General features: G+C 47.9%; 24 protein-coding genes and 1 other annotated feature. All 24 genes read left to right on the forward strand.

Annotation, left to right across the window (positions count from 1 at the left end):
* Nucleotides 1–11: 11 nt before the first annotated feature.
* The 24 genes from gltX to rplC all read left to right on the forward strand — a co-directional run bounded on the left by gltX (nucleotide 12) and on the right by rplC (nucleotide 25,378).
* Nucleotides 12–1,472 carry a glutamate--tRNA ligase gene (gene gltX / locus D328_RS0127210; protein ID WP_018888201.1) on the forward strand — a complete coding sequence of 487 codons (1,461 nt, stop codon included), beginning with the start codon at nucleotides 12–14 and terminating at the stop codon, nucleotides 1,470–1,472.
* Nucleotides 1,473–1,913: 441 nt separating this feature from the next.
* Nucleotides 1,914–2,612: a serine O-acetyltransferase gene (gene cysE, locus D328_RS29875; RefSeq protein ID WP_018888202.1), complete on the forward strand. Its 699-nt coding sequence runs from the start codon at nucleotides 1,914–1,916 to the stop codon at nucleotides 2,610–2,612.
* A 103-nt stretch (nucleotides 2,613–2,715) separates the two neighbouring features.
* Nucleotides 2,716–4,119: a cysteine--tRNA ligase gene (gene cysS, locus D328_RS0127220; protein ID WP_018888203.1), complete on the forward strand. Its 1,404-nt coding sequence runs from the start codon at nucleotides 2,716–2,718 to the stop codon at nucleotides 4,117–4,119.
* An 11-nt stretch (nucleotides 4,120–4,130) separates the two neighbouring features.
* Nucleotides 4,131–4,553: a Mini-ribonuclease 3 gene (locus D328_RS0127225; protein ID WP_018888204.1), complete on the forward strand. Its 423-nt coding sequence runs from the start codon at nucleotides 4,131–4,133 to the stop codon at nucleotides 4,551–4,553.
* Nucleotides 4,554–4,689: 136 nt separating this feature from the next.
* A complete protein-coding gene (rlmB, locus tag D328_RS0127230) occupies nucleotides 4,690–5,436 on the forward strand; it encodes a 23S rRNA (guanosine(2251)-2'-O)-methyltransferase RlmB (protein WP_018888205.1) in 747 nt (248 codons plus the stop codon).
* 3 nt (nucleotides 5,437–5,439) lie between these two features.
* On the forward strand, nucleotides 5,440–5,961 hold the full coding sequence (locus D328_RS0127235) for an NYN domain-containing protein (RefSeq protein ID WP_018888206.1): 522 nt from the start codon (nucleotides 5,440–5,442) through the stop codon (nucleotides 5,959–5,961).
* A gap of 171 nt (nucleotides 5,962–6,132) precedes the next feature.
* Nucleotides 6,133–6,777, forward strand: a complete 645-nt coding sequence (gene sigH / locus D328_RS0127240; protein ID WP_018888207.1) for an RNA polymerase sporulation sigma factor SigH — start codon at nucleotides 6,133–6,135, stop codon at nucleotides 6,775–6,777.
* Nucleotides 6,778–7,231: 454 nt separating this feature from the next.
* Nucleotides 7,232–7,381, forward strand: a complete 150-nt coding sequence (rpmG, locus tag D328_RS30910) for a 50S ribosomal protein L33 (protein ID WP_081625363.1) — start codon at nucleotides 7,232–7,234, stop codon at nucleotides 7,379–7,381.
* A 21-nt stretch (nucleotides 7,382–7,402) separates the two neighbouring features.
* Nucleotides 7,403–7,594 (forward strand): preprotein translocase subunit SecE, encoded by a 192-nt coding sequence (gene secE, locus D328_RS0127245; RefSeq protein WP_018888208.1) that lies wholly within the window; start codon nucleotides 7,403–7,405, stop codon nucleotides 7,592–7,594.
* Between the two features lie 22 nt (nucleotides 7,595–7,616).
* Nucleotides 7,617–8,150, forward strand: a complete 534-nt coding sequence (gene nusG / locus D328_RS0127250) for a transcription termination/antitermination protein NusG (protein WP_018888209.1) — start codon at nucleotides 7,617–7,619, stop codon at nucleotides 8,148–8,150.
* Between the two features lie 71 nt (nucleotides 8,151–8,221).
* Nucleotides 8,222–8,647, forward strand: coding sequence for a 50S ribosomal protein L11 (gene rplK, locus D328_RS0127255; RefSeq protein WP_018888210.1), 426 nt, complete (start codon nucleotides 8,222–8,224; stop codon nucleotides 8,645–8,647).
* Between the two features lie 78 nt (nucleotides 8,648–8,725).
* Complete coding sequence (rplA, locus tag D328_RS0127260; RefSeq protein WP_018888211.1) at nucleotides 8,726–9,418, forward strand: 50S ribosomal protein L1; 693 nt, start codon at nucleotides 8,726–8,728, stop codon at nucleotides 9,416–9,418.
* A gap of 68 nt (nucleotides 9,419–9,486) precedes the next feature.
* Nucleotides 9,487–9,639 (forward strand) — a sequence feature (ribosomal protein L10 leader region).
* Nucleotides 9,640–9,709: 70 nt separating this feature from the next.
* Nucleotides 9,710–10,213: a 50S ribosomal protein L10 gene (rplJ, locus tag D328_RS0127265; RefSeq protein ID WP_018888212.1), complete on the forward strand. Its 504-nt coding sequence runs from the start codon at nucleotides 9,710–9,712 to the stop codon at nucleotides 10,211–10,213.
* Between the two features lie 71 nt (nucleotides 10,214–10,284).
* Nucleotides 10,285–10,650 (forward strand): 50S ribosomal protein L7/L12, encoded by a 366-nt coding sequence (rplL, locus tag D328_RS0127270; protein ID WP_018888213.1) that lies wholly within the window; start codon nucleotides 10,285–10,287, stop codon nucleotides 10,648–10,650.
* A gap of 181 nt (nucleotides 10,651–10,831) precedes the next feature.
* Entirely contained in the window at nucleotides 10,832–11,428 is a 597-nt protein-coding gene (locus tag D328_RS0127275) for a class I SAM-dependent methyltransferase (protein ID WP_018888214.1), read from the forward strand.
* A gap of 373 nt (nucleotides 11,429–11,801) precedes the next feature.
* Nucleotides 11,802–15,347, forward strand: a complete 3,546-nt coding sequence (rpoB, locus tag D328_RS0127280; RefSeq protein ID WP_018888215.1) for a DNA-directed RNA polymerase subunit beta — start codon at nucleotides 11,802–11,804, stop codon at nucleotides 15,345–15,347.
* Nucleotides 15,348–15,468: 121 nt separating this feature from the next.
* Nucleotides 15,469–19,083 (forward strand): DNA-directed RNA polymerase subunit beta', encoded by a 3,615-nt coding sequence (rpoC, locus tag D328_RS0127285; protein WP_018888216.1) that lies wholly within the window; start codon nucleotides 15,469–15,471, stop codon nucleotides 19,081–19,083.
* A 247-nt stretch (nucleotides 19,084–19,330) separates the two neighbouring features.
* Complete coding sequence (locus D328_RS0127290) at nucleotides 19,331–19,585, forward strand: ribosomal L7Ae/L30e/S12e/Gadd45 family protein (protein ID WP_018888217.1); 255 nt, start codon at nucleotides 19,331–19,333, stop codon at nucleotides 19,583–19,585.
* 147 nt (nucleotides 19,586–19,732) lie between these two features.
* Nucleotides 19,733–20,155, forward strand: a complete 423-nt coding sequence (gene rpsL / locus D328_RS0127295) for a 30S ribosomal protein S12 (RefSeq protein WP_018888218.1) — start codon at nucleotides 19,733–19,735, stop codon at nucleotides 20,153–20,155.
* 53 nt (nucleotides 20,156–20,208) lie between these two features.
* A complete protein-coding gene (rpsG, locus tag D328_RS0127300) occupies nucleotides 20,209–20,679 on the forward strand; it encodes a 30S ribosomal protein S7 (RefSeq protein WP_018888219.1) in 471 nt (156 codons plus the stop codon).
* 47 nt (nucleotides 20,680–20,726) lie between these two features.
* Nucleotides 20,727–22,802 (forward strand): elongation factor G, encoded by a 2,076-nt coding sequence (gene fusA / locus D328_RS0127305; RefSeq protein WP_018888220.1) that lies wholly within the window; start codon nucleotides 20,727–20,729, stop codon nucleotides 22,800–22,802.
* A gap of 98 nt (nucleotides 22,803–22,900) precedes the next feature.
* Complete coding sequence (gene tuf / locus D328_RS0127310) at nucleotides 22,901–24,091, forward strand: elongation factor Tu (protein ID WP_018888221.1); 1,191 nt, start codon at nucleotides 22,901–22,903, stop codon at nucleotides 24,089–24,091.
* 315 nt (nucleotides 24,092–24,406) lie between these two features.
* The gene (gene rpsJ, locus D328_RS0127315) at nucleotides 24,407–24,715 is read left to right on the forward strand and encodes a 30S ribosomal protein S10 (protein ID WP_009226637.1); all 309 of its coding nucleotides are present in this window, start codon (nucleotides 24,407–24,409) and stop codon (nucleotides 24,713–24,715) included.
* 39 nt (nucleotides 24,716–24,754) lie between these two features.
* A complete protein-coding gene (gene rplC, locus D328_RS0127320; RefSeq protein WP_018888222.1) occupies nucleotides 24,755–25,378 on the forward strand; it encodes a 50S ribosomal protein L3 in 624 nt (207 codons plus the stop codon).
* Nucleotides 25,379–25,402 lie beyond the last annotated feature (24 nt).

The raw sequence follows: 25,402 nt of genomic DNA on the forward strand, positions 1-25,402 counted from the left end.
GAGGGGATTGTATGAGCACGGAAGTCCGTGTACGGTATGCGCCAAGTCCAACGGGACATCTACATATCGGAAATGCAAGAACAGCACTGTTCAATTATTTGTATGCTAGAAATCAGGGCGGTAAATTCATTATTCGTATTGAAGATACCGATGTGAAGCGTAACATTGAGGGTGGCGTGGAGAGTCAGCTCAAATACTTGAAGTGGCTTGGCATCGACTGGGATGAAAGCGTGGATGTTGGCGGTGAATACGGCCCTTATCGTCAGACCGAGCGTCTGGATATCTATAAGGAGCAATGGCAGTCCTTGCTGGACAATGGGCTTGCTTATCGTTGTTATTGCACGGAGGAAGAGCTGGAGAAAGAGCGTGAAGAGCAGATGGCTCGTGGCGAGACGCCTCGCTACTCTGGCAAGCACCGGGATTTGACTGAAGAACAATGTAAGGCCTTCGAGGCAGAGGGACGTGTGCCGAGCATTCGTTTCCGGGTACCGGAGGACCGTGAATATACATTTGATGATATGGTGAAGGGCTCCATTACGTTCAACTCCAAGGAGAGTGGCGATTTCGTTATCGTCAAGAAGGATGGAATTCCGACCTACAACTTCGCGGTAGCGGTGGATGATCATTTGATGAAGATTACTCACGTCCTGCGCGGCGAGGATCACGTATCCAATACTCCGCGGCAGCTGATGATCTATGAGGCGCTTGGTTGGGAGCCGCCGATCTTTGGACACATGACTCTAATCGTGGGTGAGGATCACAAGAAGCTTAGCAAGCGGAATGAATCCATTATCCAATTCATGGAGCAATATGACCGTCTTGGCTATTTGCCAGAGGCTATGTTCAACTTTATCGCACTTCTGGGATGGTCACCTGAGGGAGAAGAAGAGATCTACGATCAAGAGCAGTTGATCTCCATCTTCGATCCGAATCGTCTGTCCAAGAGTCCGGCTGTATTTGATCCGCTGAAGCTGGCTCATCTGAATAATCACTACATCAAGCATGCTGACCCTGCACGGATTACGGCAATGGCTGTTCCGCATCTGCAGGAAGCTGGATTAATTCCACAGGAGCTGACAGAGGAGCAGGCTGCATGGGCCGAGGCTCTGGTACGCTTGTATCAGGAGCAAATGACAGCTGCTTCGGATATTGTCAAATTATCAGACGTCTTCTTCCGCTCACATCTGGAGCTTGACGGGGAAGCCCAGGCTGTACTGGCAGAAGAGCAGGTCCCAGCTGTACTACAGGCATTTGTGGACAAGGTACAGGCAAGTGAAGAGTTCACAGCAGTACGTATGGCTGCCCTCATCAAGGAAGTGCAGAAGGAGACTGGCTTCAAGGGCAAGCAGCTATTTATGCCGATTCGTGTGGCATTGACGGGCCAGACCCACGGAAGAGATCTGAACGAGACTATTTATCTTCTTGGTCGGGATAAGGTCATTCAGCGTCTGCAATCCCAGATCAAAGGCTAATTCCTGGACTGGAATTGTTGTCAGTTTGTTGTCTTTCCGCTATAATGGGTGTCACCAACGAAATGATTGATGACGGCGTATTTGCGCCGTAACATAAAAGCAACGAGCAGGAGAAGTACATTGCAATAGTCATCTAACCAGAGAGGACAGACGAAGGCGAAGGCCGGGGCTGTGAGTTGTCCAGATGGCCAGCAGTAGAAATGCGCCTGGGAGCTGTTCGATTGAACCTGAGATGCCGGATCGGTAGCCCAGGACAGGTTGAACCGTGTCATCCGCGTTACTGGATGTGAAAGATGAGAGGTCGGCATATGCTGCGGCATCTCAAGCAGAGTGGAACCACGGTAAAACGTCTCTGCAGCTTTGGCTGCGGAGGCGTTTTTTTATGCCTTATTTGCCTTATTGCATGTATGGAATCTCGACCGAAGCAAAAAGGGGGCTCCTATGTTCAGGAAGATGAAGTCGGACATTCAGGCGGTGCTGGATAATGACCCGGCAGCTACAGGGCCGCTGGAGGTTATTTTTACGTACTCCGGGATTCATGCCATTTGGTTTCACAGAGCAGCTCATGGCCTTTATCGCAGGGGGTGGCGTACACTGCCTCGCATTATATCGCAATTTTCGCGCTTTATGACAGGAATCGAGATTCATCCGGGAGCCCGCATCGGGGATCGTCTGTTCATAGACCACGGTATGGGAATCGTCATTGGTGAGACCTGCGAGATCGGAAATGATGTCATTTTATATCAGGGAGTTACTCTTGGGGGGACGGGAAAAGAAAAGGGTAAAAGGCATCCTACCATTGGTAATAATGTAGTTATCGGCTCGGGCGCGAAAATACTAGGGTCATTCACTGTCGGAGATCAGTCCAATATAGGCTCCAACTCAGTGGTCCTGAAGGAGGTTCCTCCATATAGTACGGTAGTAGGCATTCCAGGACGTATTGTGAAGCAGGCGGGAATTAAACAGGATCGCTTAAGCCACCAGCTTCCAGACCCGATCGTAGATTCCATACGGAGTCTGCAGGCTGAAATCGAGCTACTGCGCACAGAGCTTGCTGAAGTGAAAAGCAGCCCATCTTCGCGGGAAAAGCTTCACGATGAGCGTATGCATGTCCCATCGGTAAAAGACGAGCAGGATTGAGAAACGTCGTGGCAATCAAGTAAGATGATATTAATACAGCAAAAGCTGTCCGGATATAGCTCCTCATGCGGTGCATGGGATTCCGGTTAAGGAGGAATAGCGTATGACGCTTCAGGTCTATAACACGATGCATAGAAATAAAGAGGTGTTCGTCCCCCAAGAACCTGGAAAGGTCAAGATGTATGTATGCGGACCGACGGTGTATGACTATATTCATATTGGCAATGCCCGTCCAATTATCGTGTTTGATATGGTGCGTAGCTACCTTGAGTATTCGGGATACGAAGTTAACTACGTTACGAATTTTACCGATGTGGACGACAAGCTGATCCGTAAGGCGGAAGAGCTTGGCACAGATGTACCTACAGTGGCTGAGCGTTTCATTAACGCTTACTACGAGGATATTGCGGGGCTCGGCATACCTGCGGCCACTCTTAATCCGCGAGTTACCGAGAGCATGGATCTGATTATTGAATTCATCCGTGAGCTGGTTGAGCGTGATTACGCCTATGAGAACGGCGGAGATGTATTCTACCGTACCGAGAAGTTCAAGGACTACGGTAAGCTGTCAGGTCAGAATCTGGAGCAGCTGCAATTTGGCATTCGGATCGGTGTCGATGAGCGCAAGGAGCGCCCGGAGGATTTTGTACTATGGAAGGCTGCCAAGCCAGGTGAGATCTATTGGTCCAGTCCGTGGGGGAATGGCAGACCCGGCTGGCATATCGAGTGCTCTGCCATGGCCCGTCATTATCTGGGCGATACGCTGGATATTCATGGCGGCGGACAGGATTTACAGTTCCCGCACCATGAATGCGAATGCGCACAATCAGAAGCGTTGACTGGTCAGCCACTATCTCGCTACTGGATGCATAATGGCTATATTCGAATCAATAATGAGAAGATGTCGAAATCGCTCGGCAATGGTATCCTTGTCAAGGATCTGCGGGCACAGTATAAGAAGGAAGCCATACGTTACTTCATGCTGTCTACGCATTATCGCAATCCACTGAATTTCAATGAGGAGACCATGAGTCAGGCTGAGAAAAGTGTCGAACGTATTGCGAATGCTGTCGCAAATGTAACACACCGCTTGAAGACGGCATTGCCAGGTGATGGTCAAGTAGGCCAAGAGCTAGAGAGCAAGCTGCAGCAAATCCAGTCTCAGTTCCGCGAGAAAATGGATGATGACTTTAATACTCCAGATGCGATTACAGCACTGTTCGATTGGGTAAGTGAAGCTAATCAGACATTGCAGCGGGAGGTAGTGATTTCTGCTGAGCTGACAGCTCTCCTGAAGACCTTCGAGGGGATGAACAGTGTGCTGCGACTTTATGACGCTACGAGCAGTGAACTGCTGGATGAGGAAGTAGAGCAGCTGATCGCAGAGCGCGTAGAGGCAAGAAAGTCGAAAAATTGGGGCAGAGCTGATGAGATTCGTGATCTGCTGGCAGAACAGGGCATTCTGCTGGAGGATACGGCTCAAGGCATGCGCTGGCGGCGGAGATAAGCGGAGGGAAAATGGAATTGCAGAAGCTTTGGTTCCCCTACCCCCCTTCCAAGCCAGCAAGACTCATCCCCCCTATATCGTTGGCTTATATTGGGGACGCTGTATATGAGGTTGCCATCCGCCAATTTTTGCTGAGCCAGACTAACTTGCGCCCACACCATCTGCACCGCAAAGCGATAAGTCTGGTGTCAGCCAAGGCACAAAGTGTGATGCTGCAGAAGCTCGAAGCGATCCTCACAGAAGAGGAGCAGGATATTGTACGGGCTTGTCGCAATGCTAAATCAGGCAGCATCCCCAAAAATGCGGACGTGCTAGAGTACAGACATGCTACAGCTCTGGAAGGGCTGGTAGGATTCCTGTACTGTGATGGTCGACTGGACAGGCTCACCGAGCTGCTTGATGAGGGGATTCGGGCGATGGAGTCTAATGTCTAGTATTAACTAGGCGAATTTCGATAAAATGTTTGAAAGCTCACTTTGGGCAAATACTTTGTGGGCATACAATAAAGAAATTATATAGTGCATGTAAGAAGTGGGCAGGAAGGCTTCATACAGCAGGGAGGTCACACGGATGGAAGAAGAATGGATTGCCGGTAAGCACTCGGTTATCGAGGCTTTGAAGTCAGGCAGGACAATTAATAAAATATGGCTGGCTGAGCAAGCACAGAAGCACTTGGTTCAGCCAATCATTGCGGAGGCTAAAAAAGCGGGTGTCATCGTACAGCAGGCGGACAAGCGTAAGCTGGATCAGATGGTACCAGGCATACAGCACCAAGGAGTAGTCGCACAGGCAGCGCCATATGCCTATGCAGAGGTTGAGGACCTGCTCGCAGCTGCTGCGGCAAAAGGACAAGCTCCTTTTCTGATATTGCTGGACGAAATAGAGGACCCTCATAATCTGGGCTCCATTCTACGTACAGCTGACTGCACAGGTGCTCATGGTGTAATCGTACCCAAAAGACGTTCTGCATCCATCACGGCAACGGTCTCCAAAACGTCGGCGGGCGCAGTAGAGTATGTCCCCGTCGCCAGAGTGAGCAACCTTGGACAGACCATTGATCGTTTGAAGGAAGCTGGTATATGGGTGGTCGGCACCGATGTCGAAGCTACAGAGCCAGTGTTCGGCAACAATGTGTTCACAGGGCCGGTCGCTGTTGTGATCGGAAATGAAAACAAAGGGATGGGACGGCTGATCCGTGAAAAATGTGACGTCCTTGTCAAGTTGCCGATGGAGGGTCGCATTAATTCCCTGAACGCTTCCGTAGCCGCCGGGGTCGTAATGTACGAAGTGCTGCGCGGTCGATTGGCCGGGAGCTAGCCTATGGCTGATATGCGGGATGTTCTGCTTGTGGACGGTTATAACATGATCGGGGCCTGGTCCGAACTTTCCGCATTGGCGCAGTACAGCTTGCAGGAGGCACGGGACAGTCTGCTGGAGAGGCTCGCGGATCATCAGGCCTTTTCGGGGAGAAGGGTCATCGTTGTATTTGATGCGTATCGTGTACCCGGGCTTGGCAAATCTTTTACACATAGCAAAGTACAGATTTACTTTACCAAGGAGAAAGAGACGGCAGACGAATGCATCGAGCGTCTGGTCCGGGAGTTAAGTACGAGGCGTCGAACGATCTATGTGGCAACAAGCGATCAGGTGGAGCAGCATGTGGCTTTTGCTCAGGGAGCTTTACGGGTATCTGCCCGTGAGCTGAAGATTGAGGTGCAGGAGTCCGAGCGACAGGTGAAGCAAAGGATTGAGCTGGATCAGCAGCGCTCAAAGGGCAATACACTGGATGCAAAGCTTTCGCCAGAGATGAGAAAGCTATTCGAGCGCTGGCGCAGAGAGTGATCCTAATCTTCTCCAAATAATTTTAAATTTTTACAAATTACACATTAATTATCCTCCTTTATGATAATTGTGGAAAGTTCAGTTGACGTTGTCGTATGCGTTCGCTTATACTTGTCGTATATTTTGAGAGAAGTAACGGGGACCTTGCGTTGCGGCCGGAGGGATTGTTAAGTGAGTGTCGACCTCAAGGATATCATGTTATCTGATTATGATTACAGGGATGATGAAGACATTGTTGCAGCGGTCCATGAAGGTGACAGCGAGGCTCTGGAGTTCCTGATCAACAAGTATCGGAACTTTGTTCGCGCGAAGGCCAGATCTTATTTTCTGATCGGTGCCGATCGCGAAGACATCATTCAAGAAGGCATGATTGGTCTGTATAAGTCCATTCGTGATTTCAAGGGTGATAAGCTGGCTTCCTTTAAAGCGTTTGCGGAATTATGTATCACGCGACAGATTATTACGGCGATCAAGACGGCCACACGTCAGAAGCATATTCCTTTGAACTCTTACGTGTCGCTGGACAAACCTATTTATGATGAAGAGTCGGATCGTACATTGATGGATGTCATCTGCGGTTCGCAGGTCAGTGACCCTGAGGAATTAATTATCAATCAGGAAGAATTTGTCGGCCTGGAAGACAAGATGTCTGAGATATTGAGCGATCTGGAGCGCAAGGTATTAATGTTATATCTCGATGGACGTTCCTATCAAGAAATTGCAGTGGATTTGAACCGTCATGTGAAGTCCATAGACAACGCTTTGCAGCGAGTCAAACGAAAGCTTGAAAAATACCTAGAAGTTCGCGATAATTAGTATATACGTTTCGAGAAAAGGCTCAGTGATTCGAGTCTTTTTTTGTTGGAGACTATTCTACAAAGTCTAAAGTGAGTAATCTGAAGTGTAGTCTCCAATTTCAGCAATGAGGGATCGAAATGATTCATCCGTCTATGTATTTCACAAGAGCAATGACATCAAACGGTACAAAATGTTGGTTGTCGACAAGTCGGAGGTTTATAACGCTGCGATTTGATAAATACTGGCATATGAATGTATGGATATCCAATCTGGTGATTGTGGCCAGAAGCCTTTAGCCGTTTGGGATTTAGACAGCAAGATGCGGAAAATAAATCAGAGAAAATGACTACAAACATTCGTTGACATGACTACCCCCTTGTGATAAAGTGTTTTAGGTAGGCCTAAATTCGCGTTTTTTTAGGATCAATTTAGAGACTCCGTCTTTTTTGGATGTCTTCGGGAGGTGCACATCATGCGGGTAATAATTACTTTGGCTTGTACAACTTGCAAACAAAGAAATTACACTACGACCAAAAACAAGCGTAATCACCCTGACCGCATGGAGATGAAGAAATTCTGCAAGTTCTGTAACGAGCAGACTCCTCATCGGGAAACTAGATAGTTTTTTGGAGGTGTAGTCGGCGTGAAACGTAGTTTCAAGTCTCTGATTTCCTTTTTCTCTGAAAGCTGGGCTGAACTCAAGAAAGTTCGCTGGCCCAATCGTAAAGAGTTGACGAACTATACGTTGATCGTTATCGGTACAATTGCGTTTGTCACAATTTATTTTTGGGTTCTGGATATCGGCATCTCTGCTGTGATCGAAGCGATTATTTAAGAAGGGTCCCAGGTGGCTTGATATGGAAAAAAGATGGTATGTCGTTCATACCTATTCTGGGTATGAGAACAAAGTCAAAGCCAATTTGGAAAAACGCGTTGAGTCCATGGGCATGGAGGACAAGATATTCCGAGTTCTTGTTCCGATGGAAGAAGAACTGGTAAACAAAGACGGTAAGAAAAAGACTGTCATGCGTAAAGTTTACCCGGGTTATGTCTTGGTCGAAATGATTCAAACCGATGATTCCTGGTATGTTGTACGCAATACACCGGGTGTAACCGGATTTGTAGGATCGACGGGTTCTGGTTCCAAGCCTACGCCTTTGCTTCCTGAGGAAGTTGAGCAGATTCTGAAGCATATGGGTATGGTCGAGCCGAAACCGAAGATTGAATTCGACGTGAAGGAATCCGTTCGGATTAAAGTTGGTCCATTTGCGAATTTTGTGGGCTCCGTGGAAGAAATATTGGCTGACAAAAGCAAGTTGAAAGTGCATGTCAACATGTTTGGACGGGAAACCCCGCTGGAGTTGGATTATACTCAAGTGGAGAAAATATAGGTTTTCTTAAGGTTTCTTGTGGGAGGATCATCTGATCCATTGTACCACTATTGAGTCAAGGAGGTGTCACCATGGCAAAAAAGGTAATCAAAATGGTAAAACTGCAGATCCCTGCAGGTAAAGCGAATCCAGCGCCTCCAGTAGGTCCGGCTTTGGGTCAAGCAGGTGTCAACATCATGGCATTCTGTAAGGAATTCAATGCTCGTACTGCTGATCAAGCAGGCCTGATCATTCCGGTTGAAATTTCTGTGTTTGAAGATCGTTCCTTTACTTTCATCACAAAAACTCCACCGGCTGCAGTTCTGTTGAAAGTTGCTGCTAAAATCGAAAAAGGTTCCGGCGTGCCGAACAAAACGAAAGTAGCTACTGTAAAACGCGATACTGTTCGTCAAATCGCTGAGCAAAAAATGCCTGACCTGAACGCAGCTTCCGTTGAAGCAGCTATGCGTATGGTTGAAGGTACTGCTCGCAGCATGGGTATCACCATCGAAGATTAATCGTAAGCTTCGACAATCGGCTTTGTACCGATTCATGTGGGAGGTATATCCGCTAATACCACAAAGGAGGAAATGAAAATGGCTAAACACGGTAAGAAATACCTGGAAGCTGCTAAGCTGATCGATAGCGAAGCAACTTACGAGCCTTTGGAAGCCGTTGAACTGGTGAAAAAGGCAGCGACTGCAAAATTCGACGAGACCGTTGAAGTAGCAGTTCGTCTGGGCGTTGACGCTCGTAAACAAGACCAAGCCGTTCGTGGCGTAGTTGTATTGCCGCACGGTACTGGTAAAACCCAACGCGTCTTGGTGTTCGCTAAAGGCGACAAAGTGAAAGAAGCAGAAGCAGCTGGTGCTGATTATGTTGGTGATCAAGATATGATCAACAAAATCCAACAAGGCTGGTTCGAATTCGATGTCTGCGTAGCTACACCAGATATGATGAGCGAGGTTGGTAAACTGGGTCGTCTGCTCGGTGGTAAAGGTCTCATGCCTAACCCTAAAGCAGGAACAGTTACTTTCGATGTTGCCAAAGCTGTTCAAGAAATCAAAGCTGGTAAAATCGAATACCGTCTCGACAAAGCTGGTCAAATTCACGCGCCAATCGGTAAAGCGTCCTTCACAGCTGAGCAACTGGGTGAGAACCTCAAAGCTCTGGTTGATGCCCTGAACCGCGCGAAGCCTGCGGCTGCTAAAGGTGTATACCTGAAGAACATCGCAGTATCTTCCACAATGAGCCCAAGTGCTCGTGTAAACACAGCTAGCTTTAGATAATAAATTTTGATTGACTAGTTCAGTCTGATCTGTTATTATATTAAAGTTGGTTACGGAAGATTGACCGTTAAATTTGAATATGCTTACCGTAGACAGTAGGTGCCATCAGGCTTAATTTCCTACCGAGGTGTTATGATAGAACGACTCATGCGGCGGTTGTTACCGCTCATGTTGATTTATCAAGCCTTCGTGATTGCTACGGAGGCTTTTCTTGTGCTCAAGTAGCCTACTTGTAGTGAGATCTAGGGATCTTCATTAGAAGTGAATAAATTTCATCAGGAGGTGTACAGTTTGGCAAATGCAAAAGTGATTCAAGCAAAACAAGAAGCCGTTGAAGCTGTAACTGCAAAGCTGCGCGAGAGCGCAACTACTGTTGTTGCTGACTATCGTGGTCTGAATGTTGCTCAAGTAACTGAGCTGCGCAAGCAACTGCGTGAAGCAGGCGTAGAACTTCAAGTACTGAAGAACACATTGTTGCGTCGTGCAACTGCAGCTGCAGAACTGTCTGAACTGGACGAAGTATTGACGGGTCCTACCGCAATCGCGTTCAGCGTTGACGATGCTGTTGCTCCAGCAAAAATCCTTAATGATTTTGCTAAAAAGAACGATGCTTTGAAACTGAAAGGCGGAGTAGTAGAGGGTCGTGTAGTTGGTGCTGAAGAAATTAAAGCACTGGCAGAACTGCCATCCCGCGAAGGTCTCCTTTCCATGCTCCTCAGCGTGCTTCAAGCTCCTGTGCGCAACTTCGCGCTTGCAGTTAAAGCTGTTGCCGAGAAGGAAGAGCAAAGCGCATAATCGATTATTCGGTTCTGCGACGGCAGTAATGGTATAAACAAAAAAACTATTATATAAACGGAGGTTCAACCATGAGTAAAGAGCAAATCTTGGAAGCAATTAAAGGTATGACTGTACTGGAACTGAACGATCTTGTTAAAGCAATCGAAGAAGAATTCGGCGTAACAGCTGCTGCTCCAGTAGCAGTAGTAGGCGGAGCTGCTGGTGGCGCTGCTGAAGCTGAGCAATCCGAGTTTGATGTAGTTCTGACTAACCCAGGCGCATCCAAAATCAACGTTATCAAAGCAGTTCGTGAAGTTACAGGTCTCGGCCTGAAAGAAGCTAAAGAGCTTGTTGACAACGCTCCAAAGCCAGTTAAAGAAAAAGTGGGCAAAGAAGAAGCTGAGTCCATCAAAGCTAAGCTGGAAGAAGCAGGCGCTACAATCGAGCTGAAATAGTATTTTGCTATGAGGTTAGTAATAAACCCCTTGGAGTATTCTTCAAGGGGTTTATTGCTGTAGTTTGTTCAGTATAGATGTCTGAAAAAACCTGGAGATGGATAGGATGTTAAGAAACCCTCTATCATCGTACTCTCAGGAGACGGACCGCGATCATAACAAAACCAAAGGTGGGCAGATGATGTCTGAGCATTATTATTCCAATAGCCCGAGTGTGGGACATGATCGGCGTGTGCTGGAGACGGAGCTGCGCGGACGTTCTCTTCGCTTTATTAGTGATGCCGGGGTATTTTCTAGGGATGGAGTGGACTATGGCAGTCGAGTGTTGATCGAGGCCATGGAGCTGCCGGTGGGTGCAAGCATTTTGGATGTGGGCTGCGGATATGGGCCGATAGGTCTTGTGGCAGCACGCCTGAATCCTTCGGGTCATGTAACGATGCTGGACATTAATGAGCGGGCAGTTCAACTGAGCAAAGAAAATGCAAGCAACAACGGGATTAAGAATGTGACTGTGATGCAGAGTGATCGGCTAGAGGCTGTGCAAGGACAGCAATTCGATGTGATTCTGACCAATCCGCCTATACGGGCCGGTAAGCAAACGGTGCATTCGATCTTTGAGCAGGCTGCGGTTCATGTGAAGGAAGGCGGAACACTGTGGGTAGTCATTCAGAAGAAGCAAGGTGCGCCATCGGCACGAGCCAAGCTGGAGGAGTTATTTTCACAGGTCGAGGAAGTCACCAAGGACAAAGGCTATCGGATATTTAAGGCAAGTAAATAATTACAGAAAATTCGAATAAGACCATTGACTTAGGTCATAGCCTATGATATTATTGTATAATGTCAGTATTAGGATGCCCTTTATGGCTTTAGTTTGCTGAAATGTCAACTATTTTATACGAGAATTAGGCATGGATAAGTCCTTCTCTACGTATAATATAACCATTTTGGGTAAATCTACAAGTAATAATGTGGTTCCGGCAGGAAGACCTCACAGATGAGTCGCTCTTTTTTCGAATGAATTCGAGTAAGGGCTTTTCTTTATTTGTGTGGTATGTGTGTTACATGCTCTTCTGTATGAGTTCATTATACGGCTCCAAACAGAGGTTCGCAATGAAATTTTTAAGTGAGTAGACATGAGGGGTGAGTTAAAGTTGGCAGGACATCTTGTTCAATATGGTCGACGCACTCGGCGCAGTTATGCACGAATTAACGAGGTACTCGAAGTTCCCAATCTGATTGAGATCCAGCAGAAATCGTATGACTGGTTCCTTGAAGAAGGATTGCGTGAAATGTTCCAGGATATCTCGCCAATTCAGGATTTTACGGGAAATCTGGTGCTGGAATTCATCGATTACAGCCTCGGGGAGCCTAAATATACAGTTGACGATGCGAAGGAACGCGACGTCACGTATGCAGCGCCTCTGCGTGTAAAGGTCCGGCTTATTAATAAAGAAACCGGAGAAGTTAAAGAGCAGGAAGTATTTATGGGAGACTTCCCGCTGATGACCGAGACCGGTACGTTTATTATTAACGGTGCGGAACGGGTTATCGTCAGCCAGTTGGTTCGCTCTCCCAGCGTCTATTTCAGTACTAAAGTAGATAAAAACGGTAAACAGGCCTATACGGCAACAGTAATTCCTAACCGCGGAGCCTGGCTTGAGCTGGAAATGGACGCGAAGGATATTATCTATGTCCGCATTGACCGTACCCGTAAGATTCCGGTTACTGTTCTGCTGCGTGCTCTGGGGTTCGGCACCGATGCCGAGATTCTGGATTTGCTTGGCAATGACGAATATATTCGCAACACACTGGACAAGGATAACACCGATTCTACGGAAAAGGCCCTCATTGAGATTTACGAGCGTCTTCGTCCGGGTGAGCCGCCTACGCTGGATAACGCCAAGAGCTTGCTCGTAGCGCGTTTCTTTGATCCAAAACGTTATGACCTGGCTAATGTAGGTCGTTACAAAATCAACAAAAAGCTGCACATCAAGAACCGTCTGTTCAACCAACGTCTGGCTGAGTCACTGGTAGATACCACTACAGGTGAAATCATTGCCGAGGCGGGTCAAATGGTGGACCGTCGTCTGCTGGATGAGATCATGCCGCATCTGGAGAGCACTGTTGGCCACCGCACTTATCATGTAGCGAGCGGTGTACTGGACAGCAATGATATTCCTCTCCAGACGATTGACGTGTTCTCGCCGATCGAGGATGGCAAGGTAATCAAGTTGATCGCTAACGGCAATATTGATAAATCCGTGAAGAACGTAACTCCTGCGGACATCATTTCGTCGATTAGCTACTTCATCAACTTGCTTCACGGAATCGGTAGCACCGATGACATTGACCACTTGGGTAACCGTCGTCTGCGTTCTGTAGGTGAGTTGCTGCAGAATCAGTTCCGTATCGGTCTATCCCGTATGGAGCGTGTAGTTCGTGAGAGAATGTCGATTCAGGATGCAAATGTGATTACACCACAGGCCCTGATCAACATACGTCCCGTTATCGCATCCATTAAAGAGTTCTTCGGAAGCTCCCAATTGTCTCAGTTCATGGATCAGACCAACCCACTGGCTGAACTGACGCATAAGCGTCGTCTATCAGCACTGGGACCAGGCGGTCTGACACGTGAGCGTGCGGGCATGGAAGTACGGGACGTTCACCCGAGTCACTACGGTCGTATGTGTCCAATCGAGACACCGGAAGGACCGAACATCGGTCTGATCAACTCCTTGTCCACCTTTGCGCGGATCAATGAGTATGGCTTCATTGAAGCACCTTATCGTTGGGTTGATCCTAAGAACAGCCAAGTTACTACACAGATTGATTATCTGACGGCTGACGAAGAGGATAACTATGTCGTGGCACAGGCGAATGCGGAGCTGACAGAAGAGAATACCTTCAAGGATGAAGTCGTAATTGTGCGTTACAACAAACAATCCGACAACATCATTCCGATGCAAAGTAGCCGTGTTGACTACATGGACGTATCACCGAAGCAGGTTGTATCCGTAGCGACGGCGCTCATTCCGTTCCTTGAGAACGATGACTCCAACCGTGCGCTCATGGGATCTAACATGCAACGTCAGGCTGTTCCGCTTCTGATTCCGAAGGCTCCGCTGGTAGGTACAGGAATGGAGCATAAGGCTGCGAAAGACTCTGGTGTGTGTATTGTGTCCAAATATGACGGAATTATTGAGCGTTCCTCTGCGAATGAGATCTGGCTGCGCCGGGTTGAATTAGTGGACGGTCAAGAAGTCAAAGGCGACATTGTTAAATATAAATTACACAAATTTATGCGTTCGAACCAAGGAACATGCATCAATCAGCGTCCAATTGTGAAACGTGGGGATGCCGTCAAGAAGGGCGACATTCTTGCAGACGGACCATCCACAGAGATGGGCGAATTGGCATTGGGACGTAACGTAGTCGTAGCATTCATGACTTGGGAAGGTTACAACTACGAGGATGCGATCCTGCTGAGTGAGAAGCTTGTGAAAGAGGATGTATACACCTCCATTCATATTGAGGAATACGAATCCGAAGCACGTGACACGAAGCTTGGTCCTGAAGAAATTACGCGTGATATCCCGAACGTGGGCGAAGAAGCGCTCCGCAATCTGGATGAGCGTGGTATTATCCGTATTGGTGCCGAGATTGGCGCAGGCGATATTCTCGTAGGTAAAGTTACACCGAAGGGTGTAACGGAGCTGACGGCGGAAGAGCGTCTCTTGCATGCGATCTTCGGTGAGAAAGCGCGCGAGGTGCGTGATACCTCCCTGCGTGTACCACACGGTACTGACGGTATCGTTGTGGACGTTAAGGTGTTCACTCGTGAGAACGGTGATGAACTGCCACCAGGTGTGAATCAGCTGGTTCGCGTATACATTGCCCAAAAACGTAAAATCTCCGAAGGCGATAAGATGGCCGGACGTCACGGTAACAAGGGTGTCGTTGCCCGTATTCTGCCAGAAGAGGATATGCCGTTCCTGCCGGACGGTACTCCGGTTCAGGTCGTTCTGAACCCGCTGGGGGTACCATCACGGATGAACATTGGTCAGGTACTCGAGGTTCACTTGGGTATGGCGGCAATGCGTCTGGGAATTCACGTGGCTACTCCGGTCTTCGACGGAGCGAACGAGTACGATGTATTCGATACCATGGAAGAAGCAGGTATGCAGCGTAATGGTAAGACCGTACTGTACGATGGACGTACAGGCGACCGTTTTGAGCGTGAAGTTACTGTAGGCGTCATGCATATGATCAAACTGGCGCACATGGTTGATGATAAAATCCATGCCCGTTCCACTGGACCATACTCTCTCGTTACGCAACAGCCGCTGGGTGGTAAAGCTCAGTTTGGTGGACAGCGTTTCGGTGAGATGGAAGTATGGGCACTTGAGGCTTATGGTGCTGCTTATACACTTCAAGAGATCCTTACCGTCAAATCTGACGATGTGGTCGGCCGTGTGAAAACGTACGAATCCATCGTGAAGGGCGAGAATGTTCCAGAACCAGGCGTGCCTGAATCCTTCAAGGTATTGATCAAGGAGCTGCAAAGCTTGGGGATGGACGTCAAGATTCTCTCTGAAGACGAGCAGGAAATTGAAATGAAAGAAATCGACGACGAGGACGATAACACAGGCGACAAGCTGAGCCTTAACTTGGAAGGTGCTGAAGTCGGAGCTGAATAAGCTCCGGCAAGTGCCGCTGATATTCGTCTACAGCAATGGTATTCTGCAGGCTCCCGTACCGGAGAGAATTCTCTCCGGTGTGGAACCTAGAACATAGGATTGGGTTAAGGAGGGTTGCTCCTTGTTGGACGTCAACAATTTCGAATATATGAAGATCGGGCTTGCTTCCCCGGAAAAAATTCGCTCTTGGTCCCGCGGAGAAGTCAAAAAACCGGAGACAATTAACTACCGTACGTTGAAACCGGAAAAAGAAGGACTGTTTTGCGAAAAGATTTTCGGACCGACGAAGGACTGGGAATGTCACTGTGGTAAATACAAACGTGTCCGTTATAAGGGCGTTGTATGTGACCGTTGTGGTGTCGAAGTAACCCGCGCCAAGGTTCGCCGTGAACGGATGGGCCACATTGAGCTGGCTGCTCCAGTTTCGCATATCTGGTATTTCAAAGGGATTCCAAGCCGTATGGGCCTTGCGCTCGATATGTCTCCAAGATCCCTGGAAGAGATCATCTACTTCGCTTCCTACGTAGTCACTGATCCAGGTGATACACCGCTCGAAAAGAAGCAATTGCTCTCCGAGAAGGAATACCGCAGCTATCGTGAGAAATACGGCTATGGATTCCAGGCTGGTATGGGAGCAGAGGCTGTTAAGAAGCTCCTCCAAGATCTGGACATCGAGAAAGAACTGGAGTTCCTAAAGGAAGAGCTGCGTACAGCTCAGGGACAACGTCGTAACCGTGCTATCAAGCGCCTTGAGGTTATTGAGGCATTCCGCAACTCTGGTAACCAACCAGACTGGATGATTATGGATGTCCTTCCGGTTATCCCGCCAGAATTGCGTCCAATGGTACAGCTGGATGGTGGACGTTTTGCGACGTCTGACCTGAATGATCTGTATCGTCGCGTAATCAACCGTAACAACCGTCTGAAAAGACTGTTGGACCTCGGTGCTCCTGACATTATCGTACAGAACGAAAAACGGATGCTACAGGAAGCTGTTGATGCGCTGATCGACAATGGTCGTCGCGGTCGTCCTGTTACTGGACCAGGTAACCGTCCGCTTAAATCCCTCAGCCATATGCTGAAGGGTAAGCAAGGTCGTTTCCGGCAGAACCTTCTCGGTAAACGGGTTGACTATTCCGGTCGTTCCGTTATCGTAGTAGGTCCTTACCTGAAAATGTATCAATGTGGTCTCCCGAAAGAAATGGCACTGGAGCTGTTCAAGCCATTTGTTATGAAGGAGCTTGTTAATAAAGGTCTGGCTCATAATATCAAGAGTGCGAAGCGCAAGGTTGAACGCGTGAGCGCTGAAGTATGGGATGTTCTTGAAGAAGTTATCAAGGAGCACCCGGTTCTGCTGAACCGTGCCCCTACGCTTCACCGTCTTGGTATTCAGGCATTCGAGCCAATCCTGGTAGAAGGACGTGCGATTCGTCTGCATCCACTCGTATGTACAGCCTACAACGCTGACTTCGATGGTGACCAAATGGCGGTTCACGTACCATTGTCCGCTGAAGCACAAGCTGAAGCACGGCTTCTGATGCTCGCTTCCGGTAATATCCTGAACCCTAAGGACGGCAAGCCTGTTGTTACTCCGTCTCAGGATATGGTCTTGGGCTCTTACTATCTGACAATGGACAACAAAGAAGAAATCGGCAGCAACATGGTGCTGCGTGACGTACATGAAGCGGTGTCCGCATACCAACGCGGTATCGCCGGTCTGCATGCGCGTGTAGCTATCCCGGTTAAGTCTTTGGGCAAAACGAGCTTTACCGAAAAACAACAAGGTGCTTTGCTGATCACAACGATCGGTAAAATCATTTTCAACGAAATCTTCCCGCCAAGCTTCCCGTATATTAACGACGCTACCCGTGCGAACCTGCTGCAGGGTACAGCTGAGGAGTTCTTCGTATACGAGAAGGGTGTCAATCTGAACGAAGCTATTCAGAATGCGCCTCAAGCTGGTGGTGTTGGTAAGGATTATCTGGGTAACATTATCGCCCGTTGCTTCGAGATCTACCATACGACGCTGACTGCAGTGATCTTGGATAAGATCAAGCAGCTTGGCTTCACGTACTCTACTCGTGCGGGTGTAACCGTAGCCGTAGCAGACGTAGTCGTACCGCATGAGAAGCAGGAGATCCTGAAGGCATCCGATGATAAAGCGCAAATCGTTACGAACCAGTACCGTCGTGGTCTGATTACGAACGAAGAGCGTTACGATAGAATCATTGATATCTGGTCTAAAGCAAAAGATGATATTACCGAAGTGCTGATGAAGTCCATGGATCGTTATAATTCCATTATGATGATGGTGGATTCCAAAGCGCGTGGTAACAAATCGCAGATTACCCAGCTGGGCGGTATGCGTGGTCTGATGGCGAATCCATCAGGTCGTATCATCGAACTCCCAATTAAATCGAACTTCCGTGAAGGTCTTACGGTTCTCGAGTACTTCATCTCCACACACGGTGCACGTAAAGGTCTGGCGGATACGGCGCTGCGTACAGCGGATTCCGGTTACCTGACTCGCCGTCTGGTAGACGTAGCTCAGGACGTTATCGTTCGCGATGAGGATTGCGGTACGGATAAAGGCTTCACAGTAAGCCGTATCCAAGACGGTAAAGAGGTTATCGAGGATCTGTATGACCGTATTGAAGGTCGTTACTGCTTCGAGACAGTTCGTCATCCAGAAACGGGTGAAGTATTGGCTCGCCGTAACGAGCTGATCGATTCTGACAAAGCCGAAGCCATTGTCAAAGCTGGTGTAGCTAAGCTGCAGATTCGCTCCGTACTCAGCTGCCGTGCGAAGCACGGTGTCTGCAAGAAGTGCTATGGTCGCAACCTTGCGACTGGCAAGCACGTGGAGATCGGTGAAGCGGTCGGTATCATCGCAGCTCAATCCATCGGGGAGCCAGGAACACAGCTCACGATGCGTACGTTCCATACCGGGGGCGTAGCTGGAGACGATATCACACAAGGTTTGCCTCGTATTCAGGAGCTGTTCGAAGCACGTAACCCTAAAGGTCAAGCTACGATCAGTGAAATTGACGGCGTCGTCAAGGAGATCCGCGAAGGTAAAGATCGTCGTGAGATTGAAGTTGAGGGTGAAGCTGAGACTAAGACATACTCTGTTACTTATGGCTCTCGTCTGCGCGTAAGCGAAGGCATGACCATTGAAGCAGGGGATGAGCTGACCGACGGTTCTATCGATCCGAAGGAAATGCTGCGCATTAAAGGCGTTCGCGGTGTGCAGAACTACATTCTGCAAGAGGTTCAACGTGTATACCGTAACCAGGGTGTTGAGATCAACGACAAGCACGTTGAAGTTATGATTCGTCAAATGCTGCGTAAAATTCGTATCATTGACGCTGGTGACACGACATTGCTACCCGGCTCCTTCGTGGATGTTCATGAATATGAGCAAGCCAATAAGATTGCCATTCTTGGTGGTAATGAGCCGGCTGTTGCCAAGCCAGTCCTGCTCGGTATTACGAAAGCTTCCCTGGAGACAGACTCCTTCTTGTCTGCGGCTTCCTTCCAGGAGACGACACGCGTACTTACCGATGCTGCAATCAAGGGCAAGGTAGACCAATTGCTTGGTCTGAAAGAAAATGTTATCATCGGTAAGCTGATTCCAGCGGGTACGGGAATGAACCGTTACCGCAGTGTAAGATTTGCCGAGGCTGACAATGGTGAATTGTCTGCTGAAGAGCTGGAGACAGCTAGCGTTGAATAAGCTGCTGTAACGTACCCATAAATATTCAGGAGCGCTGTCTGATGTAGACACGCTCCGCATTAAAAAATTCCCGAAAATACTGCCTCGATGTATGGCCGTAACTGGTCGTGAATTGCGATGTAGCAGTATTTTCGGAGTTTTTTTGTGAAATAGATATATGTCTTGACATTGTCTATTAGGAATGCTAATATAGCAAAGGTGCGTGAGTTGCAGCTGAGATATTCAGGTCTTTTCGGAGGAATGCGAAATGTCTAACAATGAATATGCACTGCAAGATGCTCATGTCAAGATCGGTACCAAGCAGACACTTAAGACTGTCGAATTGGGTTTGGCCTCAGAGGTATATCTGGCGCAGGACGCAGATCCACGCCTCGCTTCACGCTTGCTTGAACTGTGTAACAGACAAGAAGTGAAGGTTACGCTTGTAGCTACCATGCAAGAGCTTGGTAAAGCTTGCGGAATTGAAGTGGGAGCAGCGATGGCTGCTATCGTAAAACAATAACGTAAGGAATGTTTTTGTCAGTGCTTCTGTAAGCATCAAAGGCAAGAACTTTTCATTTGTTCTTTTATGAACCGCCTGGGTCTGTGGACTTAAAAGTGAGTTTGCAAAAGATCATTTTAAAAATCGAGGAAGGAGGTGGCAATTAACATGCCAACTATCAATCAATTGGTGCGTAAAGGCCGTAAAGCTAAAATTTACAAATCCAAATCACCAGCTCTGCAAAGAGGATTCAACGCTCTGAAACGTGAGGCTACTGAAATCAGTGCTCCACAAAAGCGTGGTGTCTGCACTCGTGTAGGTACAATGACTCCGAAAAAACCGAACTCCGCACTTCGTAAATATGCTCGTGTTCGTTTGACGAACCGTGTAGAGGTGACTGCTTACATTCCGGGTATCGGACATAACCTGCAAGAGCACAGTGTCGTGCTGATTCGTGGAGGTCGGGTAAAAGACCTTCCAGGGGTACGTTACCACATCGTTCGCGGTGCATTGGATACTGCAGGTGTTAACAACCGTATGCAAGCTCGTTCCAAATATGGTGCGAAGCGTCCAAAAGCTAAAAAAGCTTAATGAATTCAATCCCGGCATGAATGTCGGTGAATATGTGAGAAAGGGGGATATCCATGCCACGCAAAGGTCCAGTTACCAAGAGAGACGTGCTGCCTGATCCGGTATACAACAGCAAGTTGGTTACTCGTCTGATCAATCGCATCATGCTCGACGGAAAACGCGGAGTTGCTCAAAACATTCTGTACAATGCGTTCAAGCTTATCCAAGAACGTACTGGGAATGACCCAATGGAAGTTTTCGAAGCAGCTATCAAGAATATCATGCCAGTCCTGGAAGTTAAAGCTCGTCGTGTAGGCGGCGCTAACTACCAAGTACCAATCGAGGTTAAGCCAGAGAGACGTACTTCCCTGGGACTTCGTTGGCTCGTGAACTACTCCCGCAACCGCGGTGAGAAGACAATGGAAGAGCGTTTGGCTGCTGAGATTATCGATGCATCCAACAACACAGGCGCTTCCGTTAAGAAACGCGAAGACACGCACAAAATGGCTGAAGCGAACAAAGCATTCGCTCACTACCGCTGGTAGGATTCAGTTTTACAAAATAACTTCTATTTTGAAGGGAGACCCATTTCATGGCAAGAGAGTTCTCCTTGAAAAATACACGTAATATCGGGATCATGGCTCATATTGATGCGGGTAAAACTACAACAACTGAGCGGATCTTGTTCTACACAGGCCGTACGCACAAAATCGGTGAGGTTCACGAGGGTGCTGCGACAATGGACTGGATGGAGCAAGAACAGGAGCGCGGAATTACGATTACATCCGCTGCGACTACAGCCGCTTGGAAGGGTCACCGCGTTAATATCATCGACACCCCGGGGCACGTTGACTTCACTGTTGAAGTTGAACGTTCCCTTCGTGTATTGGACGGAGCAGTAGGTGTTTTCAGTGCGAAGGAAGGCGTTGAGCCTCAGTCTGAAACTGTATGGAGACAGGCTGATCGCTACGGCGTTCCACGGATCGCATATGTTAACAAAATGGATATCATCGGTGCTGACTTCCTGAACGTTGTTGCTGATATGCGTGATCGCCTGCAGGCAAACGCTGTTGCAATCCAACTGCCAATCGGTGCTGAGAATGACTTCCAAGGTATCATTGACATCGTTGAGCAAAAAGCTCACATGTACAAGGATGATCTGGGTCAAAACATCGAAGAGGTAGAAATTCCAGATGAGTTCAAAGACCAAGTCGAGGAGCTCCGCAATGAGCTGATCGAGAAGGTTGCTGAGCTGGATGAAGAACTGACTATGAAATACCTTGAGGGTGAAGAGATTTCCGTAGCGGAAATCAAAGCTGCTCTCCGTAAAGGTGTAGTAGAAGTTAAGATCTTCCCAGTTATCTGTGGATCTTCATACCGTAACAAAGGTGTTCAATTGATGCTGGATGCAGTTATCGACTACCTGCCAGCGCCAGTTGACGTACCAAGCATTCAAGGTCACCTGGAAGATGGAACTGAAGTAGAGCGTCACTCTTCTGATGAAGAGCCATTCTCTGCCTTGGCTTTCAAAATCATGACTGACCCTTATGTTGGTAAATTGACATTCTTCCGCGTATACTCCGGTGTTCTGCAATCCGGTTCTTACGTATTGAATGCAACTAAAGGCAAGCGTGAGCGGATCGGACGTATCCTGCAAATGCATGCTAACAGCCGTCAAGAGATCACAGAAGTATTCTCCGGTGATATTGCAGCAGCTGTAGGTTTGAAAGATACTGGAACAGGTGATACACTGTGTGATGAGAAGCATCCAGTTATCCTTGAGTCCATGAACTTCCCTGATCCGGTTATCGAGATCGCGGTTGAGCCTAAGACTAAGGCTGACCAAGACAAGATGTCCGTAGCTCTGGGTAAGTTGACTGAAGAGGATCCAACTCTTCGCGCTTCTACTAACGAAGAAACAGGACAAACTATCCTGGCTGGTATGGGTGAACTTCACTTGGATATCATCATCGACCGTATGCGTCGTGAGTTCAAAGTGGAGACGAACGTAGGTAAACCACAAGTTGCCTATCGTGAGACATTCCGTGCTCCTGCACGTGTTGAAGGTAAGTTCGTTCGTCAATCTGGTGGTCGTGGTCAATACGGTCACGTATGGGTTGAGTTCGAGCCGCTTGAAGCAGGTACAGGAAGCCAGTTCGAGAGTAAAGTAGTTGGTGGATCTGTTCCGAGAGAATATATCGGACCTGCTCTTGCAGGGATCGAAGAGCAAATGAAGAACGGCGTAATCGCAGGCTTCCCGCTTGTTGACGTTAAGGCTACCATCGTTGATGGTTCCTACCATGATGTTGACTCCAACGAAATGGCATTTAAAATTGCTGGTTCGATGGCGCTGAAAGCTGCGAAAGACAAATGTAAGCCGGTATTGCTCGAGCCGATTATGAAAGTTGAAGTAACGGTTCCTGAGGAGTACATGGGCGACGTTATGGGTATGCTGAACTCCCGTCGTGGACGCATCGAAGGTATGGATGCTCGCGGTGGTGCTCAAATCATCCGTGCGAAGGTGCCTTTGTCCGAGATGTTCGGATACTCGACAACTCTTCGTTCTGGTACACAAGGACGCGGTGTGTTCTCCATGGAACTCTCTCACTATGAAGAAGTTCCTAAGAGCATTGCGGACGAAATTGTGTCCAAAACAAAAGGTGAGTAATACACCTGAAGTGTAACTGGACTGGCGGAGCTTCACTCATAAGGTGTCGCCCCGACAGTCTACACATAAAACCAAGATATTGAGGAGGACTTGTTCAAATGGCAAAGGCTAAGTTTGAGCGTAATAAACCGCACGTTAACATTGGTACTATCGGTCACGTTGACCATGGTAAAACAACTCTGACTGCTGCAATCACAACTGTATTGTCCAAAACTTACGGTGGTGCTGCAGTAGCGTTCGACCAAATCGATAAAGCTCCAGAAGAAAGAGAGCGTGGTATCACAATCTCCACAGCTCACGTTGAGTACGAAACTGACAACCGTCACTATGCACACGTTGACTGCCCAGGTCACGCTGACTATGTTAAAAACATGATCACTGGTGCAGCTCAAATGGACGGAGCAATCCTGGTTGTATCCGCAGCTGACGGCCCAATGCCACAAACTCGTGAGCACATCCTTCTGTCCCGCCAAGTAGGCGTACCTTACATTGTTGTATTCTTGAACAAATGCGACATGGTTGAAGACGAAGAGTTGCTTGAACTGGTTGAAATGGAAGTTCGTGACCTGCTGAACGAATATGAGTTCCCAGGCGATGACACTCCAATCACTCGTGGTTCCGCTCGTGAAGCTCTGCAAAACCCTGATGGTGAGTGGGCTCAAAAAATCGTTGAGATGTTCAAAGAAATCGATACTTACATCCCAACTCCAGAGCGCGACACTGAAAAACCTTTCTTGATGCCTGTTGAGGATGTATTCTCCATCACTGGTCGTGGTACTGTTGCTACAGGTCGTGTAGAGCGTGGTACTGTTAAAGTCGGTGACGAAATCGAAATCATCGGTATCCAAGAAGAAACTAAAAAATCCGTTGTTACGGGCGTTGAAATGTTCCGTAAATTGCTGGATTCCGCTCAAGCTGGTGACAACATCGGCGCACTGCTTCGGGGTGTAGATCGTACTCAAATCGAGCGCGGTCAAGTACTGGCTAAACCTGCTTCCGTTAAACCACACACTGAGTTCACTGCTCAAGTGTATGTTTTGACTAAAGAAGAGGGTGGACGTCACAAACCTTTCTTCACTGGCTACCGTCCACAGTTCTACTTCCGTACAACTGACGTAACTGGTATCATCAACCTGCCAGAAGGTACTGAAATGGTTATGCCTGGTGACAACATCACAGTTACAGTTAACCTGATCGCTCCAATCGCGATCGAAGAAGGTACTCGCTTCGCGATTCGTGAAGGCGGACGTACAGTAGGCGCTGGCGCTGTAGCAACAATCATTAAATAATAAGGGATTATCCCTTATCACATAAGCAACATTGTACTGGAACGAGTAACATTGTACTGTAACGATTCGGAAGCCTCCACCTTCGGGTGGGGGCTTTTTCATTAGCGTATCTGCAATGATATTATTATTTTATATTTTTTTGGTTTAATGCTTGCATTAAGCCTATATATTCTATATAATAAGAATGTTGTTTGTGACTGTGCGATGATGTGAGAGGTTACTGACACACCCGGCCCCTTTGCCATGGGGTGGTGGTTGGAAAATTTTCACGGAGTATGTCCGATACCAAATTGGGCGATAGAAGGAGGGACTACAATGGCAAAGCAAAAAATTCGTATTCGTTTGAAAGCATACGATCACAGAATTCTTGATCAATCCGCTGAGAAAATTGTTGAGACAGCAAAACGTTCGGGTGCAGGTGTATCTGGGCCAATTCCGCTGCCAACTGAAAAACAAGTTATTACTATTCTCCGTGCGGTGCACAAGTACAAGGATTCCCGGGAGCAATTCGAACAACGCACTCATAAGCGTTTGATCGATATTGTGAACCCAACTCCACAAACTGTGGATGCCTTGATGCGCTTGGATCTGCCGTCCGGTGTAGATATCGAAATTAAACTGTAATAAGTAGATGTAACTAAGGAAAGGAAAAGAGGTGTCAACATGAAAGGTATCTTAGGAAAAAAACTTGGAATGACCCAAGTGTTTACCGCTGAAGGTAATGTAGTTGCGGTTACAGTAATCGAAGCTGGTCCTAACGTTGTTCTGCAAAAGAAAGACGTAGAAAACGATGGCTACGAAGCGATTCAACTGGGTTACTCAGATAAGAAAGAAAAGAATGCCAACAAACCAGAAGCAGGACATGCCAAAAAGGCTAATACTGCACCTAAGCGCTACGTTCGTGAATTCCGCGGTGTTGATTTTGCTGCCTACGAAGTAGGTCAAGAATTGAAAGCAGATATCTTCGCTGAAGGTGAATTCGTTGACGTAACCGGTACTTCCAAAGGTAAAGGTTTCGCTGGTGTTATCAAACGTTGGGGACAAAGCACAGGTCCTATGTCTCACGGTTCCCGTTACCACAGAGGTCCAGGTTCCATGGGTTCCATCCAAGCGAACCGCGTACCTAAAGGTAAACGTCTGCCAGGACACATGGGTCATGATACAGTGACGATCCAACGTCTTGAAGTTGTTAAAGTCGATGCAGAACGCAACGTGCTGCTCGTAAAAGGCTCCATTCCTGGACCTAAAAACAGCTTAGTGAAAATTAAAGAATCGGTGAAGAAATAAGGACTGAAGAAAGGAGGAACACGA

It is taken from the genome of Paenibacillus massiliensis 2301065 = DSM 16942 (genome assembly GCF_000377505.1).
GTDB classification, from domain to species: Bacteria; Bacillota; Bacilli; order Paenibacillales; family Paenibacillaceae; genus Paenibacillus; species Paenibacillus massiliensis.

Bases quoted from the DNA above. Each gene is read 5' to 3' on its own strand.
- gltX (WP_018888201.1), top strand. From the start codon at position 12: ATGAGCACGGAAGTCCGTGTACGGTATGCGCCAAGTCCAACGGGACAT.
- cysE (WP_018888202.1), top strand. From the start codon at position 1,914: ATGTTCAGGAAGATGAAGTCGGACATTCAGGCGGTGCTGGATAATGAC.
- cysS (WP_018888203.1), top strand. From the start codon at position 2,716: ATGACGCTTCAGGTCTATAACACGATGCATAGAAATAAAGAGGTGTTC.
- D328_RS0127225 (WP_018888204.1), top strand. From the start codon at position 4,131: ATGGAATTGCAGAAGCTTTGGTTCCCCTACCCCCCTTCCAAGCCAGCA.
- rlmB (WP_018888205.1), top strand. From the start codon at position 4,690: ATGGAAGAAGAATGGATTGCCGGTAAGCACTCGGTTATCGAGGCTTTG.
- D328_RS0127235 (WP_018888206.1), top strand. From the start codon at position 5,440: ATGGCTGATATGCGGGATGTTCTGCTTGTGGACGGTTATAACATGATC.
- rpmG (WP_081625363.1), top strand. From the start codon at position 7,232: ATGCGGGTAATAATTACTTTGGCTTGTACAACTTGCAAACAAAGAAAT.
- nusG (WP_018888209.1), top strand. From the start codon at position 7,617: ATGGAAAAAAGATGGTATGTCGTTCATACCTATTCTGGGTATGAGAAC.
- rplK (WP_018888210.1), top strand. From the start codon at position 8,222: ATGGCAAAAAAGGTAATCAAAATGGTAAAACTGCAGATCCCTGCAGGT.
- rplA (WP_018888211.1), top strand. From the start codon at position 8,726: ATGGCTAAACACGGTAAGAAATACCTGGAAGCTGCTAAGCTGATCGAT.
- rplL (WP_018888213.1), top strand. From the start codon at position 10,285: ATGAGTAAAGAGCAAATCTTGGAAGCAATTAAAGGTATGACTGTACTG.
- D328_RS0127275 (WP_018888214.1), top strand. From the start codon at position 10,832: ATGTCTGAGCATTATTATTCCAATAGCCCGAGTGTGGGACATGATCGG.
- D328_RS0127290 (WP_018888217.1), top strand. From the start codon at position 19,331: ATGTCTAACAATGAATATGCACTGCAAGATGCTCATGTCAAGATCGGT.
- rpsL (WP_018888218.1), top strand. From the start codon at position 19,733: ATGCCAACTATCAATCAATTGGTGCGTAAAGGCCGTAAAGCTAAAATT.
- rpsG (WP_018888219.1), top strand. From the start codon at position 20,209: ATGCCACGCAAAGGTCCAGTTACCAAGAGAGACGTGCTGCCTGATCCG.
- fusA (WP_018888220.1), top strand. From the start codon at position 20,727: ATGGCAAGAGAGTTCTCCTTGAAAAATACACGTAATATCGGGATCATG.
- tuf (WP_018888221.1), top strand. From the start codon at position 22,901: ATGGCAAAGGCTAAGTTTGAGCGTAATAAACCGCACGTTAACATTGGT.
- rpsJ (WP_009226637.1), top strand. From the start codon at position 24,407: ATGGCAAAGCAAAAAATTCGTATTCGTTTGAAAGCATACGATCACAGA.
- rplC (WP_018888222.1), top strand. From the start codon at position 24,755: ATGAAAGGTATCTTAGGAAAAAAACTTGGAATGACCCAAGTGTTTACC.